The sequence below is a fragment of the Tsukamurella sputi genome, from assembly GCF_007858445.1.
Classification (GTDB): Bacteria; Actinomycetota; Actinomycetes; order Mycobacteriales; family Mycobacteriaceae; genus Tsukamurella; species Tsukamurella sputi.
This window is the reverse complement of record NZ_VIGV01000011.1, coordinates 75,722-90,540: the sequence shown is the minus strand read 5'-3', so window position 1 is coordinate 90,540 and position 14,819 is coordinate 75,722. Positions and strand designations below refer to the sequence as shown.

15 protein-coding genes are annotated in these 14,819 nt (G+C 71.3%); 8 read left to right on the top strand and 7 right to left on the bottom strand.

Annotated features, from left to right (window positions below; genetic code table 11):
* The first annotated feature begins 29 nt into the window (after nucleotides 1–29).
* Entirely contained in the window at nucleotides 30–428 is a 399-nt protein-coding gene (locus FK268_RS20905; RefSeq protein ID WP_146437384.1) for a MerR family transcriptional regulator, read from the top strand.
* Here FK268_RS20905 and FK268_RS20900 read toward each other — a convergent pair.
* The 3 genes from FK268_RS20900 to FK268_RS20890 form a co-directional block, all read right to left on the bottom strand.
* The gene (locus FK268_RS20900) at nucleotides 425–1,645 is read right to left on the bottom strand and encodes an HNH endonuclease (protein WP_146437383.1); all 1,221 of its coding nucleotides are present in this window, start codon (nucleotides 1,643–1,645) and stop codon (nucleotides 425–427) included. The genes FK268_RS20905 and FK268_RS20900 overlap by 4 nt on opposite strands.
* Before the next feature lie 77 nt (nucleotides 1,646–1,722).
* Nucleotides 1,723–2,514 carry an alpha/beta fold hydrolase gene (locus FK268_RS20895; RefSeq protein WP_146437382.1) on the bottom strand — a complete coding sequence of 264 codons (792 nt, stop codon included), beginning with the start codon at nucleotides 2,512–2,514 and terminating at the stop codon, nucleotides 1,723–1,725.
* The gene (locus FK268_RS20890; RefSeq protein WP_231707200.1) at nucleotides 2,511–3,242 is read right to left on the bottom strand and encodes an aminoglycoside phosphotransferase family protein; all 732 of its coding nucleotides are present in this window, start codon (nucleotides 3,240–3,242) and stop codon (nucleotides 2,511–2,513) included. The genes FK268_RS20895 and FK268_RS20890 overlap by 4 nt, the downstream gene beginning before the upstream one ends.
* A 126-nt stretch (nucleotides 3,243–3,368) precedes the next feature.
* On the opposite strand from FK268_RS20890, the gene FK268_RS20885 reads away from it, so the two are divergent.
* Nucleotides 3,369–3,854, top strand: coding sequence for a nitroreductase/quinone reductase family protein (locus FK268_RS20885; protein ID WP_306461499.1), 486 nt, complete (start codon nucleotides 3,369–3,371; stop codon nucleotides 3,852–3,854).
* 1 nt (nucleotide 3,855) lies between these two features.
* Here FK268_RS20885 and FK268_RS20880 read toward each other — a convergent pair whose 3' ends face one another.
* Nucleotides 3,856–5,334, bottom strand: a complete 1,479-nt coding sequence (locus tag FK268_RS20880) for an MFS transporter (RefSeq protein WP_146437381.1) — start codon at nucleotides 5,332–5,334, stop codon at nucleotides 3,856–3,858.
* A gap of 107 nt (nucleotides 5,335–5,441) precedes the next feature.
* On the opposite strand from FK268_RS20880, the gene FK268_RS20875 reads away from it, so the two are divergent.
* Together FK268_RS20875 and FK268_RS20870 are read left to right on the top strand one after the other, a co-directional pair.
* A complete protein-coding gene (locus FK268_RS20875; RefSeq protein ID WP_146437380.1) occupies nucleotides 5,442–6,104 on the top strand; it encodes a TetR/AcrR family transcriptional regulator in 663 nt (220 codons plus the stop codon).
* Nucleotides 6,105–6,168: 64 nt separating this feature from the next.
* Nucleotides 6,169–7,959 (top strand): phosphocholine-specific phospholipase C, encoded by a 1,791-nt coding sequence (locus FK268_RS20870; RefSeq protein WP_231707195.1) that lies wholly within the window; start codon nucleotides 6,169–6,171, stop codon nucleotides 7,957–7,959.
* Here the strand turns inward: FK268_RS20870 and FK268_RS20865 are convergent.
* The 3 genes from FK268_RS20865 to FK268_RS20855 form a co-directional block, all read right to left on the bottom strand.
* On the bottom strand, nucleotides 7,934–8,920 hold the full coding sequence (locus FK268_RS20865) for a HEAT repeat domain-containing protein (protein WP_146437379.1): 987 nt from the start codon (nucleotides 8,918–8,920) through the stop codon (nucleotides 7,934–7,936). The genes FK268_RS20870 and FK268_RS20865 overlap by 26 nt on opposite strands.
* A gap of 14 nt (nucleotides 8,921–8,934) precedes the next feature.
* Nucleotides 8,935–9,567 carry a HEAT repeat domain-containing protein gene (locus FK268_RS20860; protein WP_146437378.1) on the bottom strand — a complete coding sequence of 211 codons (633 nt, stop codon included), beginning with the start codon at nucleotides 9,565–9,567 and terminating at the stop codon, nucleotides 8,935–8,937.
* An 82-nt stretch (nucleotides 9,568–9,649) separates the two neighbouring features.
* Nucleotides 9,650–9,835 (bottom strand): YegP family protein, encoded by a 186-nt coding sequence (locus tag FK268_RS20855; RefSeq protein WP_146437377.1) that lies wholly within the window; start codon nucleotides 9,833–9,835, stop codon nucleotides 9,650–9,652.
* 196 nt (nucleotides 9,836–10,031) lie between these two features.
* Here FK268_RS20855 and FK268_RS20850 point away from each other — a divergent pair, with 196 nt between their 5' ends.
* The 4 genes from FK268_RS20850 to FK268_RS20835 are packed head-to-tail and all read left to right on the top strand — an operon-like array spanning nucleotide 10,032 to nucleotide 14,808.
* Nucleotides 10,032–11,189 carry an SPFH domain-containing protein gene (locus tag FK268_RS20850; RefSeq protein WP_231707194.1) on the top strand — a complete coding sequence of 386 codons (1,158 nt, stop codon included), beginning with the start codon at nucleotides 10,032–10,034 and terminating at the stop codon, nucleotides 11,187–11,189.
* A 2-nt stretch (nucleotides 11,190–11,191) separates the two neighbouring features.
* Complete coding sequence (locus tag FK268_RS20845) at nucleotides 11,192–12,385, top strand: TFIIB-type zinc ribbon-containing protein (protein ID WP_146437376.1); 1,194 nt, start codon at nucleotides 11,192–11,194, stop codon at nucleotides 12,383–12,385.
* 25 nt (nucleotides 12,386–12,410) lie between these two features.
* Nucleotides 12,411–12,839, top strand: coding sequence for a hypothetical protein (locus FK268_RS20840; protein WP_146437375.1), 429 nt, complete (start codon nucleotides 12,411–12,413; stop codon nucleotides 12,837–12,839).
* A gap of 40 nt (nucleotides 12,840–12,879) precedes the next feature.
* Complete coding sequence (locus tag FK268_RS20835) at nucleotides 12,880–14,808, top strand: ArnT family glycosyltransferase (RefSeq protein ID WP_146437374.1); 1,929 nt, start codon at nucleotides 12,880–12,882, stop codon at nucleotides 14,806–14,808.
* Nucleotides 14,809–14,819: the final 11 nt, after the last annotated feature.

The following is a 14,819-nucleotide window of genomic DNA, read 5'->3' as shown; positions in this document are numbered from 1 at the left end:
GAACCTGACATTGATGTGAGGGGCAAGCGATGCGGATCGGTGAACTCGCGGAACGGTCGGGCGTCAGCGTGCGCTCGCTGCGGTACTACGAGGAGAAGGGGCTACTCGCGTCCACTCGCACCGCGGCGGGACAACGCGTGTACCCGGACCGCGCCGTCGACCGGGTCGTGCGGATCCAGGAGCTGTTCGCCGCCGGCCTCGCCAGCGGCGTGATCGTCCAACTGCTGCCGTGTATCCACGACGAGGACGGCTCGCCCAACGCGAGCGCCACGCCCTGGCTCACCGCCACGCTGCGTGCCGAGCGCGACCGCATCGACGCGGGAATCCGGGACCTCCTGCGGGCGCGGGAGGTCCTCGACGCGGTGATCGACACCGCAGGCGACGTCCCCGCTGCGGTGGGCTTGCGCGATGGCGCTGGATCCGCCTAGGCCGCCTGCGGCGGTGCGGTGGATCGGTGCACATGTCCGGTGGGCGTTCGGGTTTCGACGGTGTGCCGTCCGCTCGGGTCGGCGATGACGGTGCTGTGCCAGCCGGCGGCTTCTTTAGCGTAGTTGCATGCTGCGCAGAGGCCTTGGCCGTTGTCGAACTCAGTGGGACCTCCCGCGGCGTGGGAGACGACGTGGTCGGTGTGGGCGATCGGTGCGTCGCAGTATGGGGTGCGGCAGTACCGGTCCCGGGCGCGGATCATCTCCGCGAGTCCGTCGGGGAAGCAGCGTTGCCGCGAATCCATCGCCACCACCGCACCCGACTCCGGCGCCACGAACAATCGCTTGACCCAGGCGATGCCGGCGGCGGTGGCTTTGCCGACGAGGTTGCGGGCGATCTCCGCCGGCATGGTGCCGCCGCCGTCGAGGTGCGCGGTGCCGGGCATGTCCCCGAGAAGCACGGTGGCAGGGAGGGTGAGATTGACGAGTACCGGCTGCCCGGCGGTGGCTTCACGGCCGGTGATCCGGGCGAACGCGGTGTCGGCCATGATCTGGCCTCGTGTGCGCAGGTCCTCGCCGATGCCGATGAGGGTGGCGGCGTGCTTGCGCAGCGCCGCATACACCCCGACGCCCTGCGCGACGGGCAGCAGCAGCGACACCCGCGCCATCCCGTCCGGCAGCGGCCGGATGGTGACGGTGCGATCCTTCTCCGCCGCGGCGTTGCGGTCGAGGGTCGCCTGGGCGTCGAGCTCGTAGGCGAGCTTCTTCACCAGGTCCGAGATCCGGCCCAGCCCGCACCCGGCCAGGATCGCGGGATCGGCGCACAGCAACTCGTCCGCCCGCTCCCGATCCGAGACGTCCAGATGAGACAGACCCGCCATCAGGATCGGGATCGCCTCCGGGGCCAGGTCACCGTCGCGCAACCGTGCCCGGGCGTGCGGCATGTGCTTCTCCAGCTCCACCGCCCGCGCCAGGAACCGAGCGGCCGTGTGCGGCGACATCCGCAGTGCCAGCCCGATCTCCGCAGCCACACCCTGCCGCCACCGGTCCTGCGGCAGGCCGGCTGCGATCCGTTCGCACACCCGCTCCCGCAGCAGATCTGCCGCCAGCTCGTACTGTTCGAAAACGAGCCGACACCGCCGCACATGACTCGAACGCAACCGCTCCGCCACTAGCGCATCAGGAGGCGGATCCACCTCTACCGCAACATCTTCTTCCATACCCGAACACTACGCTGCCCCCCACCGACAAGTGTTCGAATATCCAAATAAAACTCGAACAGAGGAGTGTCTCGCGCTCAGCCGTGGTGCCGGAGGAAGTCGATGACGGCGTCGGCCGTCGGTTCCGGCTCCTGTTCGGCGGGGTAGTGGCCGGAATGCGCGAGCACCAGCCCGGTGACGTCGGAGGCCACCACGCGGAGGCCGTCCTCGACGGCGGTTCCCATGGCGTAGCGGCCGCCGAGTGCGAGGGCGGGCGTGGGGATCGGCCGTTCCCGCAGGCGGGCGACATCGGCGAGATCGCCGGAGCGGCTGCGGTAGTGCGCGAGCCCGGCCGCATGCACCTCCGCCGGCCGGTACGCGTCGACGTACGCCGCGACCGCGGCGGCGTCGAGCCCCGTGGGTCCGGCGCTCTGCCGGAGGAAGGCGCCGTAGTAGGCGTCCTCCCGGCCCGGGACGAGGGCCTCTGCAAGGCCAGGCGCTCGGTTGAACGCGCCGTGCCAGTCCGGATAGTGCGTGCTCCCCGGAACGGGCACGGCCACGTCGATACCGGGGAGGATCTCCTCCTCGATGACGAGGGCCGCGACCAGCGCCGGCGCCGCCGCGGCAAGGTGCACGGCGACGGTGCCGCCCCAGTCGTGGCCGACCACGGCGCACCGTCGAACGCCCTCCGCCGCGAGCCGATCACGCAGCCGCGCCGCGAGCGCACTCTTGCGGAAGTCGACGACGCCGTCGGCCCCGGTGCCGAGACCGGGCAGCGTCACGGGGAGCGGATCGAATCCCGCGTCGCGCAAGCGCGGCGCCAGACCCCGCCAGTGCGCGTCCGTCACCGGCCAGCCGTGGAGTAGCACCACGGGAAGTGCGGCGCTCATGATGCCGCGCCCAGGTGGGACCCCGCCAGGTCGGCGACGGCGAAATCGTGTTCCCGCCCGTCGGTTTCGCCGTCCTCGTCGAACCACGCGGCGGACAGGCCCGCGAAGGCGAGCGTCCACCGCAGCAGGCGCTCGCGGGGCAGGCCGGACGTGGCGACGATCACGTCGAGCTGCCGGGCGAACCGCGCGGGGTCCGCCGCCGTCGGCAGGTCCGGGTTGGTGAGCAGATTCGCGTAGTCGTAGCCGCGCTCCCCGACGACGCACTTCGGGTCGATCGCGAGCCAGCCCCGCTCGCCGAAGTCGAGGACGTTGTCGTGGTGCACGTCGCCGTGCAGCACCACCTCGTCGCGCGGATCGGCGAGCAGGGACTCGGCGGCCTGCCACGACCGGCGGTACCGCGGATCGGCGTCGCGCACCTGCTCGAGCGAGCCGAACCAGTCGCGCAGCGGAACCAGCTCGGTGGCGGGAGAGCCGGGGCGAGGCCGGTGCAGGTGTTCGACGGTGCCGCACAGGATCCGGGTCGCCTCGTCGTCGCGCCCGCAGAGTGCCATCGCCATGAGATCGCCGGTGCCGGTCGCGCGCTCCATGAGCACGGTGTCGCCCTCGTGCTCGAAGACCTCGGCGGCACCGTCGCCGCCCCACCACCGCAGCACGGCGGCCCCTGCCCGCTCCTCGGGGGTGTTCGCGCGCTTGAGCATCGCGGCCCGGCCGTCCTGCCGTACCGGCAGCAGATCGCTGCCGGGCGTGGCGAAGGGCGCGCCGTCGGGGGGAGAGGTTCCAGCGACCGAGCACGCCCAGCCAGGAATCGAGGGGATCCACGATTCCCGACCCTAACGGGGGCGCATGATGGTCGGATGAGCGACGAGGCGAACGAGACGTCGGTGGCGATGGCGCGGGTACGGGCGCATGATGAAGCCGTGAGCGACTTCAATCAGGGCATCATCGACGAATTCCGCGCGAACAACGGCACCGTGACGGCGATGGGCTTCGGCCGTGCGCTGGCCCTCGTGCACAGCGTGGGTGCCAAGTCCGGCGAGCCGCGGGTCAATCCGCTCGCGGCGATCCGCGACGACGAGGGCTGGCTGCTGCCCGCCTCCGCGGGCGGCGCGCCGAAGAACCCGGCCTGGTACCACAATCTCAAGGCGCACCCGGACATCGAGATCGAGTACCCGGACGAGGACGGCGGCATCTCCACGGCACAGGTCACCGCGACCGAGCTGACCGGCGCCGCGCGCGACGAGGCATGGGCCCGGTTCAAGGCCCGCTCCTCCGGCTTCGCGGAGTACGAGGCGAAGGCTCAGGGCCGGGTGATCCCGGTCTTCCGGCTGACCCGGCGCTGACTCACGCGCTCACGGGCTCCGGCGCGGGACGTCGGTCGCGCATCACGACGAACGCCGCGATCGCGGTGGCGACCAGCAGCGCGCTGGACACGCCGACGGTCGTGGTGACCGCGTCGACCCAGGCGGACCGGGCGGAATCGGCGAGTGCCGGCGCATCGGGGCCGGTCAGTTCGTCGACCCGGGCGAGCGTGTCGCCCAGCGTGCGCGACATTCCGTCGTGGCGGGTGAAGACGGCGGTCGCGACCGAGCCGAGCACGGCGAGCCCGAGGGCGGTGCCCAACTCGAAGCTCATCTCGGACATCGCCGAGGCCTGGCCCGCCCGCTCCGGCGGCGCCGCGTCGAGCGCGACCGCGGAGACGAAGGTGAACAGCGTGCCGTAGCCGACGCCCGCGACCACGGTGCCCAGAACGTACAACCAAGACGGTCCGTCGGTGCCGAGCCCGACGAGCAGCAGCTGGCCGGCGGCGGCGAACAGCAGCGCCGTCACGAAGGTCGCGCGCCGGCCCAGGTACTGCTCGATCCACGGCGCGCGCATCGAGAAGTAGGCGACGACGGCCGCCGCGGGCAGGCCGAGCAACGCCGCGGCGAGCACGTCGAAGCCGACGACCGATTGCAGATAGATGCCCGTGAGATAGGACATCGAGCCCAGCGTGGACATCGCGAGGATGGTGCCCACGATCGCCATGGCGAAGACGCGGTTGCGGAACAGGTCGAACGGGATCAGCGGGTACGGCGTGCGGCGCTGCTGCGCGATGAAGGCGGCGAGCATCGCCACGCCGAACGCGCCGATCGCGAGAGTGGAGCCGTGCACGCCGTGGCCCGCCGCGGACTTGACCGCGTAGACCAGCGGGAAGATCGCCGCCATCGACAGCGCGACTCCCACCAGATCGAAGCGCGCGGTGGAAGCGCCGCGGAAGTCCGGGATGAGCAGCGGGCCGGCTACCAGGAAGGCCAGGAAGACCGGCGCGTTGATGAGGAACACCGAGCCCCACCAGAAGTGGTGCAGGAGCATGCCGCCGATGACGGGTCCCACCGCCATGCCGAACGAGAAGGCGGCGGTCCAGATCCCGATCGCGATCCCGCGGGCCTTCGGGTCGCGGAAGATGTTCGCGATCAGTGCGAGGCTCGCGGGCAGCAGGGTGGCGCCGCCGACGCCCATCAGGGCGCGCGCGGCGATCAGCAACTCGGGCGACGGCGCGAAGGCCGCGACGACGGACGCGATGCCGAACAGCCCCGCACCCCAGGTCATGAGACGGCGGCGGCCCCAGCGGTCGCCGAGGTTGCCCATGGTGATGAGCAGGCCGGCCAGCATGAACGGGTAGATGTCCAGGATCCACAGCTGCTGCTCCGGGCTCGGGTGCAGCGCGCCGGTCAGGTGCGGCATCGCCAGGTACAGCACCGATGCGTCCATCGAGACCAGGAACACCGGCAGGAGCAGGGCGGCGAGACCGGCCCAGGCGCGGCGCGGGGTGGTGGACACTTCGAACTCCTCGGAGGCGATGACGGCATGCGCGTACGGTGTACGCAGGACGACTGAGTACACTGTACGCAGACTCATCGACCACGGTCAACGGAGAAAGGGTGCGGGTGTCCGAGACCACTCTGACGCGCGAGGCCATCGTGGCCGAGGCCGTGCGCCTCGCCGACGAGGGCGGCCTCGGGCACGTCTCCATGCGACGGATAGCCGACGCGCTCGGCGCCGGTGCCATGTCCCTGTACCGGCACGTGCCCGACAAGGACAGTCTCGTGCGCGAGATGGCGGCCACCGTCGGTGCGGAGTACCTGTACCCGGCGGAGCTGATGGGGGACCCGGACTGGCGCGCCCGCGCGCACGCGGCCGCGGAGGCGGACATGCGGCTCTACCTGCACCACCCGTGGGTCCTGCTCGCGCACTCGATGCCGCGTGCGGCGATGGCCCCGTCGGCGGTCTCCTGCTTCAACTGGCTCGTCGAAGCCTTCACGCACCTGACGGGCACCGTTCCCGAGGCGGCGGAGCTCACCTTGCACGTCTGGAATCACGTCCAGGGGGCCGGCGTCGGGGCCGTCGGCCGGCTGCTGCTGGCCCCCGGCTCGTCGCTGGAGGGCGCCGGCTTCGTCGCCGATCTCGCCGACAACCCCGTGATCGAAGAGCTGCCGCTGCTCCAGGAGCTCGTCGCGGTGGACCGGCCCGACCTGTGTGCCGCCATGCCGCTGCTGCACTCCGGCGTCGAAGCGCTCTGCGACGGCTTCGCGCAGCGCTACCGGCGCTGAACCGTCGTCGCCCGTTCAGTGTCGCGCCACCGTCGATTCAATCCGATGGACCACCGTGGCAATCGTGAGCACGGCGAATCGACGCACCTTCCTCAGGGGAGCCCTGGGCGGCGGTATCGTCGCCGGTATGGGTCTGCTCCCGCCGTCGCTGACCGAGGCGCTGGCCGAGCCCGCGCCGTCCGGCGGGCTGCGGGACCTCGAGCACGTGATCTTCCTGATGCAGGAGAACCGCTCCTTCGATCACTACTACGGCAGCCTCCGCGGCGTGCGCGGGTTCGACGACCCCGCCGCGATCCGGCTCCGCTCGGGCCACGACGTCTTCTTCCAGCCCACCCGCTCGGGACTGACGGTGCCGCCCTTCTCCGTGCGCGGCGCCGCCGACCGGCAGCGGATGGACGCGGAGAACATCGACGCGCTGGACCACACGTGGAAGGGCGGCCACGCGGCACTCGCGGACGGCTGGCACGACGGCTGGATCACCGCGAAGACCGACTCGACGATGGCCTACTACGACCGGGAGGACATCCCGTTCCACTACGCCCTGGCCGATGCCTTCACCATCTGCGACCACTACTACTGCAGCTCGCCGACCTCGACGTCGCCGAACCGGAACTTCTTCTTCTCGGGCACGACGGGGTACGAGCCGCTCACGGGGGAGCGGGCGGTCGAGAACACCGCCTACGACCGCGGGCACCCGGGGTACGACTGGCCCTGCATCGGCGAGATCCTGCAGGCCGCGGGCGTGCACTGGCAGGTCTACCAGGAGTGGGACAACTTCACCGACAACAACATCGAGTTCTTCCGCCGCTTCAAGGCGGTCTCGAAGGCGGTCTTCGGGGATTTCGGCACCGAGATCGACGACTTCTACCAGGGGCTGCGCCGCCTACCGGCGGCGGAGGCGCACCGTCGGTCCGAGGAGGTGGACGCGCGGGCGCGGGCGCTCCCGCCCACCGACCGCGACCTCTTCTTCCGCGGCCTGCGCCGCACGGCCACCGGCACGCTCACCGACCGGATCTCCGCCGATATCGCCGCGGGCACCCTGCCCGCCGTCAGCTACGTCGTCGCGTCCGAACGCGAATCCGAGCACCCCAGCGGCTCCTCGCCGCGGGCCTCGGCCAACCTCGTGTACCGCATCCTCGACGCCCTGGGGCGCAACCCGGAGGTGTGGCGGAAGACCGCACTGTTCCTGCTCTACGACGAGAACGACGGCTACTTCGACCACGTCCCGCCGCCGCGCCCGCCGCGTGATCGCGCCGACGAGTGGGTGGGCGACCTGCCGCTCGGGCTCGGGGACCGCGTCCCGATGACGGTGGTGTCGCCGTGGACCGTCGGCGGCAACGTGGCTTCGGAGACCTTCGACCACACGTCCACGCTGCGTTTCCTCGAACGCTGGCTGGGCATCTCGGTGCCCGCGATCTCCGGCTGGCGGCGCACCGTCTGCGGCGATCTCACCAGCGCCTTCGACTTCCGCAGCCCGCGGGCGCTTCCGGCGCCGTCGCGCCCGCGCTCCGTCGGATCGCTCAGCCCACGGTGGAAGCCGCACGCGCCCGCCGTCGGGCGACGGCCCACCCAGGAACCGGGTGTGCGCCCCGCACGACCCGTGCCCTACGTGCCGGGCGCCACCGTCGTACCCGGGGCCGACGGTGCCCGCGTACGCCTGAGCAATACCGGGACGCGAAGCGCACACTTCATCGTCTTTCCCTATCACGCACCGGATTCCGTGCCGCTGCATGCGGACGTCCTCGGTGAGGCGGAGCTGTTCGTCCCAGCGCCCCGAGGGCGGTACGACCTGATGGTCCTCGGACCGGCGGGGGAGCACTGGCGGTTCGTCACGTCCGCCGCCGACGCAGGATGAACGCGGCGGTCCCCGCGATCCGGGGATCGGAATCGGCCTGCAGGTCCCGGAGGGCGGACTCGGCGCCGGTCGTCGGGATCTCCGCGAGTGCCTGCACCACCCGTTGCCGCACTGCGTAGTCCTCGGTGCTCGCGGCCACGGACGCGAGCTCTGCGCTGATCGTCTCCGGAGCGGGCGCCGCGATCGCGATCACGCCGAGCGCTTCCGCGGCGTCCACGTCCTTCTGGCCGGTCCGCACCATCGCGACCAGTTCCGGCGTGGCGACGGCGTCTCCGCGCCGCCCCAGCGCGACGGCCGCGAGCCGCCGCACGGTCCCGTCCTCATGGCCGAGCGCGGACCGCAGCGCCTCGTCCTGACCGGGCACCTCGGCGAGGGCCTCCACGGCACGGTGCCGTACCGCCGGATCGGGGGAGTCGAGGGCGACGACCAGCGGTGTCGGGTCCGCTCCGTCGGCGTGGGCGAATGCCCACCGCAGCGCCCCCGCGACGTTCGTGCTCTCCTCCTTCAGGAGTGCCTCGGCGAGCGCATCGGCGGGAGCTGCCGCCCCCGCCGCCAGGACCGCGCGCTGCCGGGCGCCGGGGGAACCGGTGTCCAGCTCGGAAAGCAGACCGACGACGGCGAGCACCTGTTCCCAGTCCGACGGCGCGGTGCCGGCCACGTGCTGCAGCCGCTCCAGGAGATCGGTCTCCAGGCGGATGCGCTCCCGGCTCCGCTCGATCATGTCCGCGACGAGCCGATCCGGCGCGAACGAGGGATCGTCGAGCGCGCGCCCGATCTCCTTGAGCGACAGTCCGAGTGACCGCAGGCCCTCCACGTGGAAGATGCGCCGGATGTCCTGCGCCGAGTACTCCCGGTAGCCCGCGGACGAGCGCGCGGACGGCCGGACGAGCCCCAACGCGTCGTAGTGCCGGAGCATCCGCGCGCTGACCCCCGACCGCTGCGCCACGTCGCCGATCCGCATCCCGTCGCCTCCGTTCAGTCCGTACGGCCGAGCGCCGCCACGCGTCGCGCCTCGTGGACCGCGCTCGCGAAGCCGGCGTCGGGGTCGTCCAGCAGCCGCAGGGTCTCCGCGACGTGCTCCCCGACGTCGTCGCTCGTCGCGGGCGCGGAAGGCAGGGCGTGGACGCCCTCCTCGCCGAGGCCGAGGATCGCGCGACTGAGGCTGCGCCGGGTCTCGGGGCCGCCGTGTCCCAGCCGGGCAACCAGGGCCGTCGCGGCGGACCGTCGGGCGGCGGCGTCCGGGGCGAGCGCCACTGCCGAGCGCCAGGCCGCCCGCGCGACCTCGTCGTCGGCGTCCGCGGCGAGGGCGAGCACCTCGTCGAACGCCGCGGTCGCGTGCGGGCCGCCGATCTTCGACAGTGAATGCAGTGCCTGGCTGCGCGCCTGCGGAACCGTGGACGCCAGTTCGGCGCGGAGCAAAGGCACGGTCGTCGCTGCGGGCAGTCGCGTCAGCGCCCAGGTCAGCATGTCGCGCACGAAGAAGTCCGGCTCGACTCCGCAGCGCGCGACGAGCGGCGCGGCGTCGACGTCCGTCGGGGACGTCCCCGCGTCGAGCGCCGCGCGCAGGCGGATCGAGGCGTTCTGATGATCGAGCAGGGTCCGGGCCATGGTGGCCACCTCCGTTTCTCCGTCGGTGGCACCATGGAAGACCCTGTCACGATGTCAAGGTCAAGAACCGCTGGTCAGCGGCTCACTCCTTGTCGACGTCGACCACCTTGGCGCCCTCGGCGGCGCGCTGCACCGCGGCGGCACCGTCGTGCGCGCCCTTGCGCGAGGCGTAGGCCTGGCCCGAGGCCACGACCTCTCCGTTGCCGGCCTTGAGCCGGAAGCGGAACTTGCCGGCGCTGTCCTCGTACACCTCGAACTTGCCTGCCATGTGGAACACCCTTTCTCGTGGTGATCCCCGTCGTCGGGGCCGGATGCAGCGTAAGACGTGGACCGGGCGAATGTGAGGTGAAGCGTTCGACACGCCGAATCGGAATCTCCGTGATCACGAATGTGAGGATCAGTGGGCCATCAGCCGACGCCAAGCGGCGTGGCTATCGTGGATCGCGACGACAACGAAAGCAGGGGTGGCAGCGCAGATGGGGATCATGGACAGGGTCCGGGGTGAGCTCGTCGACATCATCGAGTGGCTCGACGACGACCGTTCGACGATGGCCTGGCGCTTCCCGCGCTACAACAACGAGATCAAGAACGGCGCGCAGCTCATCGTGCGGGAGGGCCAGGAGGCGCTGTTCGTCTACCGCGGGCAGCTCGCCGATCGGTACGGCCCGGGCGGCTACCAGTTGGTATCCGAGAACATGCCGATCATGTCCACGCTGCAGGGCTGGCCGCACGGCTTCAAGAGCCCGTTCCGCAGCGAGGTCTACTTCATCAACAGTCGTCCCATCACCGACCTGCGGTGGGGCACGCCCAATCCCATCACCATCCGGGACCAGGACTTCGGCATGGTCCAGGTGCGCGCGAACGGACTGTGCGTCGTGCGGGTCGTCGACGCGCCGACCTTCCTGCGCCAGGTGATCGGCACCGACTCGAACGTCGACTCCGACGAGATCGCGGAGCTGCTGCGCCGCACGATCTCGACCGCCTTCTCGGAGATGCTCATCGAGACCGGCGTCGGTGCGATCGACCTGCAGGCCCGCCAGCGCGAACTGGCCGCGAAGCTGCAGCAGTACGTCCAGTCGAAGATCGGCCAGCCCTACGGCCTCGCCTGCGAGGCGATCGAGCTGAACATCTCGCTGCCCGACGAGATCACTCAGGCGATGACCCGGGGCGTCGCCCGCGGTGTCGAGGAGAAGGGCTACTACGGCAACGTCGGCGACATGAACCGCTTCCAGCAGGGCCGCGCAGCGGATTCCATGCTGGGCGCCGCGACCAACGAGGGCGGCGGCGGGGCCGGCCAGTTCCTGGGCGCGGGCATGGGCATGGCGATGGGCCAGCAGTTCGCGCAGAACTTCCAGAACCAGCCGGGGGTGCCGGCGCAGGGCGCGCAGCCGGCGGGCGGCCAGTCCGGTCCGCCTCCGCTGCCGAATGCGCAGGTCTTCCACGTCGAGCAGAACGGGCAGTCCGCGGGACCGTTCCCGATCGATCAGCTGCGCGGGATGAACCTCACGCCGCAGACGCTCGTGTGGTCGCCCGCGCTGGCCGGGTGGACTCCCGCCGGGCAGGTGCCCGCGCTGGCCGCCCTGTTCGGGCAGAACCCGCCGCCGCTGCCGCCCCGGTCGTAGCGATGACGGTGCCGCCCCCGCTCCCCGGGCAGCCGCCGCCGGGACAGGAACCGCCGCGCCCGCTGATCGCCGGCGCGCCGTCGGCCAACGACCGGGAGATGCTGCAGGTCACGGAGCAGACCCGCACCTACCCGTGCGGCAACTGCGGTGACGCATTGGTCTACGACCCCGCGATCGGGCAGCTGCGCTCGCCGAGCTGCGGCAGCACCTATCCCGTGCTGCTCGACACGCGCAAGGCCCTGATCCCGCACCCGTTGGGCCCCACCATGAACGCGTTGTACGCCCGTGCCGCCGCGGCGGTGCCGGTCCGGGTGGTCGACCACGAGGTGGTGTGCCAGAACTGCGGCGGGCACACGCTGTTCAGCGGCACGCTCACCGCGGTGCGGTGCCCGTACTGCAACACGCCGATCCAGCGGACCGACGTGCAGGTCGCGCCCGCACGGCTGCCGATCGACGGGATCCTGCCGCTGCGTGTGGGTCAGGATCAGGCGCGGCAGAACATCGAGGCGTGGGTCAACAGCCGGTGGTTCGCGCCGCGCGAGTTCAAGAAGTACCGCGTGCTCGGCTCGTTCAGCAGCGTCTACCTCTCGTATTACAGCTACGACGCGGAGGTCACCACCGACTACTCGGGCTCGCGGGGCGTGCACCGCACCCGGCGTGACAGCGACGGCAACATCGAGACCTACACGGACTGGTGGCCCGTCAGCGGCCGCGTGCACGACAGCATCCGGCAGCTCGCGGAGTCCGCGAACACCGGTCTCGATTCGGCCCGCGTGCGCGACCTCGAGCCCTGGCCCACCGAGCAGGCCGTGACCTACACGCCCGAGTTCGTCGCGGGCCACCTCGCCAGGACGTACGACGGTGACGCGGCTCAGGTCTTCGAGGCGCAGGCGCGTCCACGGATCGAGGGCATCGTCGAGAACACCGTGCGCCGCGACATCGGCGGCGACGAGCAGCGCATCAGCCGGATGAACCCGGTGTATCAGTCGATCGACTTCCTGTACCTGCTGATGCCGGTCTGGCTGCTCACGGTGACCTTCGCGAACAAGCCCTTCCAGGTCTTCGTCAATGGCGTCACCGGAGAAGTGCAAGGTCAGAGGCCATGGAGCGCGATCAAGATCGCCTTCGCGGTCACCGCGGGCTTGCTGCTCGTCGGGCTGGCGGTGTACCTGTACATGCAGGCCCGCGGCGGGTAGCCGAGCGGGGGCGAGGAGGTACGTCATGTCCTGGATCATCGTGGTGCTGCTCGTGGTCGTCGTGCTGGCCGTGCTCGCGGCCACCGGCTTCGCGGTGGCCCTGGTGCGCAACAGTCGCCGGCAGCAGCAGGCGGAAGCGGCGATGCCCTTCCCGTCCCGCGCGCCCCTGTCCTGGTCCGGCTCGCACGTCCCCGAGGCCCGGCTGCACCGCCGGATCCGCACGGCACTGCGCGCGTTCGAGCAGCCTGCGGGGGTGCTGACCGCGGCGCAGCTCGACGAGCAGGTGCGGCTGACCGTCGGTGCTCAGGAGATCGACGACCGGCTCGTCGCGATTGCATCTTTGCCCGAGTCCGAGAAGGCTCCGGCGCTCGACGCCGCCTCCGCCGATGTCGCCGACCTCGAGCGACGGATCGCGGACACCGTCGTGGTGCGCCCACAGCTACCTCCCGGCTAGGACGCAGTGAACGCCCAGGCGCGGTCGGCACGCTGAGCGGGTGACTGTGACCGCGGCCCTGCGCCGCCGACTGCCCTTGATCGTCCTGCTGCTGGCCACGGCGGCGATCTACCTCATCGGGATCACCCGGAACGGGATGGCGAACGACTTCTACGCGGCCTCCGTCTGGGCGGGCAGCGAGGACTGGAAGGCGCTCCTGTTCGGCTCGCTCGACCCGTCGAACTCGATCACCGTGGACAAGCCGCCCCTGTCGATCTGGGTGATGGGGCTGTCGGCGCGGATCTTCGGATTCTCGAGTGCGTCGATGCTGGTTCCGCAGGCACTGATGGCCGTCGCCTCCGTGGGCCTGCTGTACGGGGCGCTGCGGAGGCTCGCGGGTGAGCCCGCCGGCCTCATCGCCGGCGCCGTGCTCGCGCTGACACCCGCCGCGGCACTGATGTTCCGGTTCAACAATCCCGACGCGGCGATGGTGCTGCTCATGATCGCCGGAACGTACTGCACGGTCCGGGCGCTGCAGGGCCCGGGCGGACGGTGGCTCGCCCTGGCCGGCGTCTCGCTCGGTCTGGCGTTCCTCGCCAAGATGCTCGAGGGGCTGCTGGTGCTGCCCGCACTCGGGCTAGTGTACCTCGTGGCCGCGCCCGTCGACTGGCGCAAACGGCTCCTGCACCTCGTGGGCGCTGCGGCCGCGCTCGTCGTGAGTGCGGGCGCTTTCGTGCTCCTGACGATACTGTGGCCCGCGGATTCGCGCCCCTACCTCGCCGGTTCCACGGACAACTCGTTCATGGATCTCGTTCTCGGATACAACGGCTTCGGCCGGGTGCTCGGCCAGAACCACAAGGGCGGTGGCGGATTCGCCGGAATTCCCCAGGACTGCCTGACGGCGCTGCAGGACCGGTTCGGCGGCGCTCACGGCGCCGGAGGCCATAGCGGCGGGCACGGGGCCTTCGGGCAGCAGCCCGGCCTGACGCGGTTGTTCACGGGCGAGTGGGGTCTGGAGATCAGCTTCCTGCTGCCCGCGGCCCTCGTCGCGCTGGTGGCGGTGCTGTGGTTGCGGCGGCGCGAGCCGCGCACCGACCTCGTCCGCGCAGGTGCGATCCTGTTCGGCACCTGGACAGTGGTCGACGGTCTGCTCCTGGCGGAGATGAAGCAGGCGGCGCACCCGTACTACAGCCTGTCCGTCGCGCCCGGCATCGCCGGACTCGTCGGGATCGGTATGTGGTCGGCATGGCAGCGTCGCGGCGATCGATCAGGTCTGGTCGCGCTGCTGCTGCAGATCGCCGCGGGCGGCGGCTGGGCCTTCGCACTGCTGTGCCGGAACGACGGTGCCGCGGTCTGGGGGCGGTGGGTCGTGCTCGGGGCGATGGTGGCCGCCCTCGGTGCGGTTCTCGCGACACGGGGTGCCGACGGGCCGCGGTGGCAGCGGGCGATCACGTGGTGCCTCATCGCGGTGTCGATGCTGCTGGGCCCGGCCGTCTACGTGTGGTCCGGCATCGCGCACTCCCAGACCGGCGGTAGCCCGATGGTCTCGACCTCCGAGCACCGTGCGGGTTTCGGGGGCCGGGGCGGTGGCTCGTCCGCCCGGATCACCGCCCTTCTGAAGGCGACGGACACGACGTGGGCCGCGGCGACCAATGGCTCCTCGTCCGCGGCGTCGATGGAACTGGATTCGCGGCGGCCCGTGATGGCCGTCGGCGGCTTCACCGGCGCCGACCCGTCGCCCACGCTCGCGCAGTTCCAGGAGGACGTGAAGCACGGACGGATCCGTTACTACATCGCCTCCGCGCAGGGACGCGGAGTTCCTGGCGACGTGCTCGCGGACCTGCCGGACCAGTGCCGCGACGTCGACCTGGGCGGAAGCGGCTCGACGACCGGCGCCATCGCGGCCTGGGTCCAGCAGAACTACGGCTCGGAGAAGGTCGGGAGCGCGACGGTCTACGACCTGACGAAACCTGTCGGCGCGCATCACTAGACTGCCCGTGT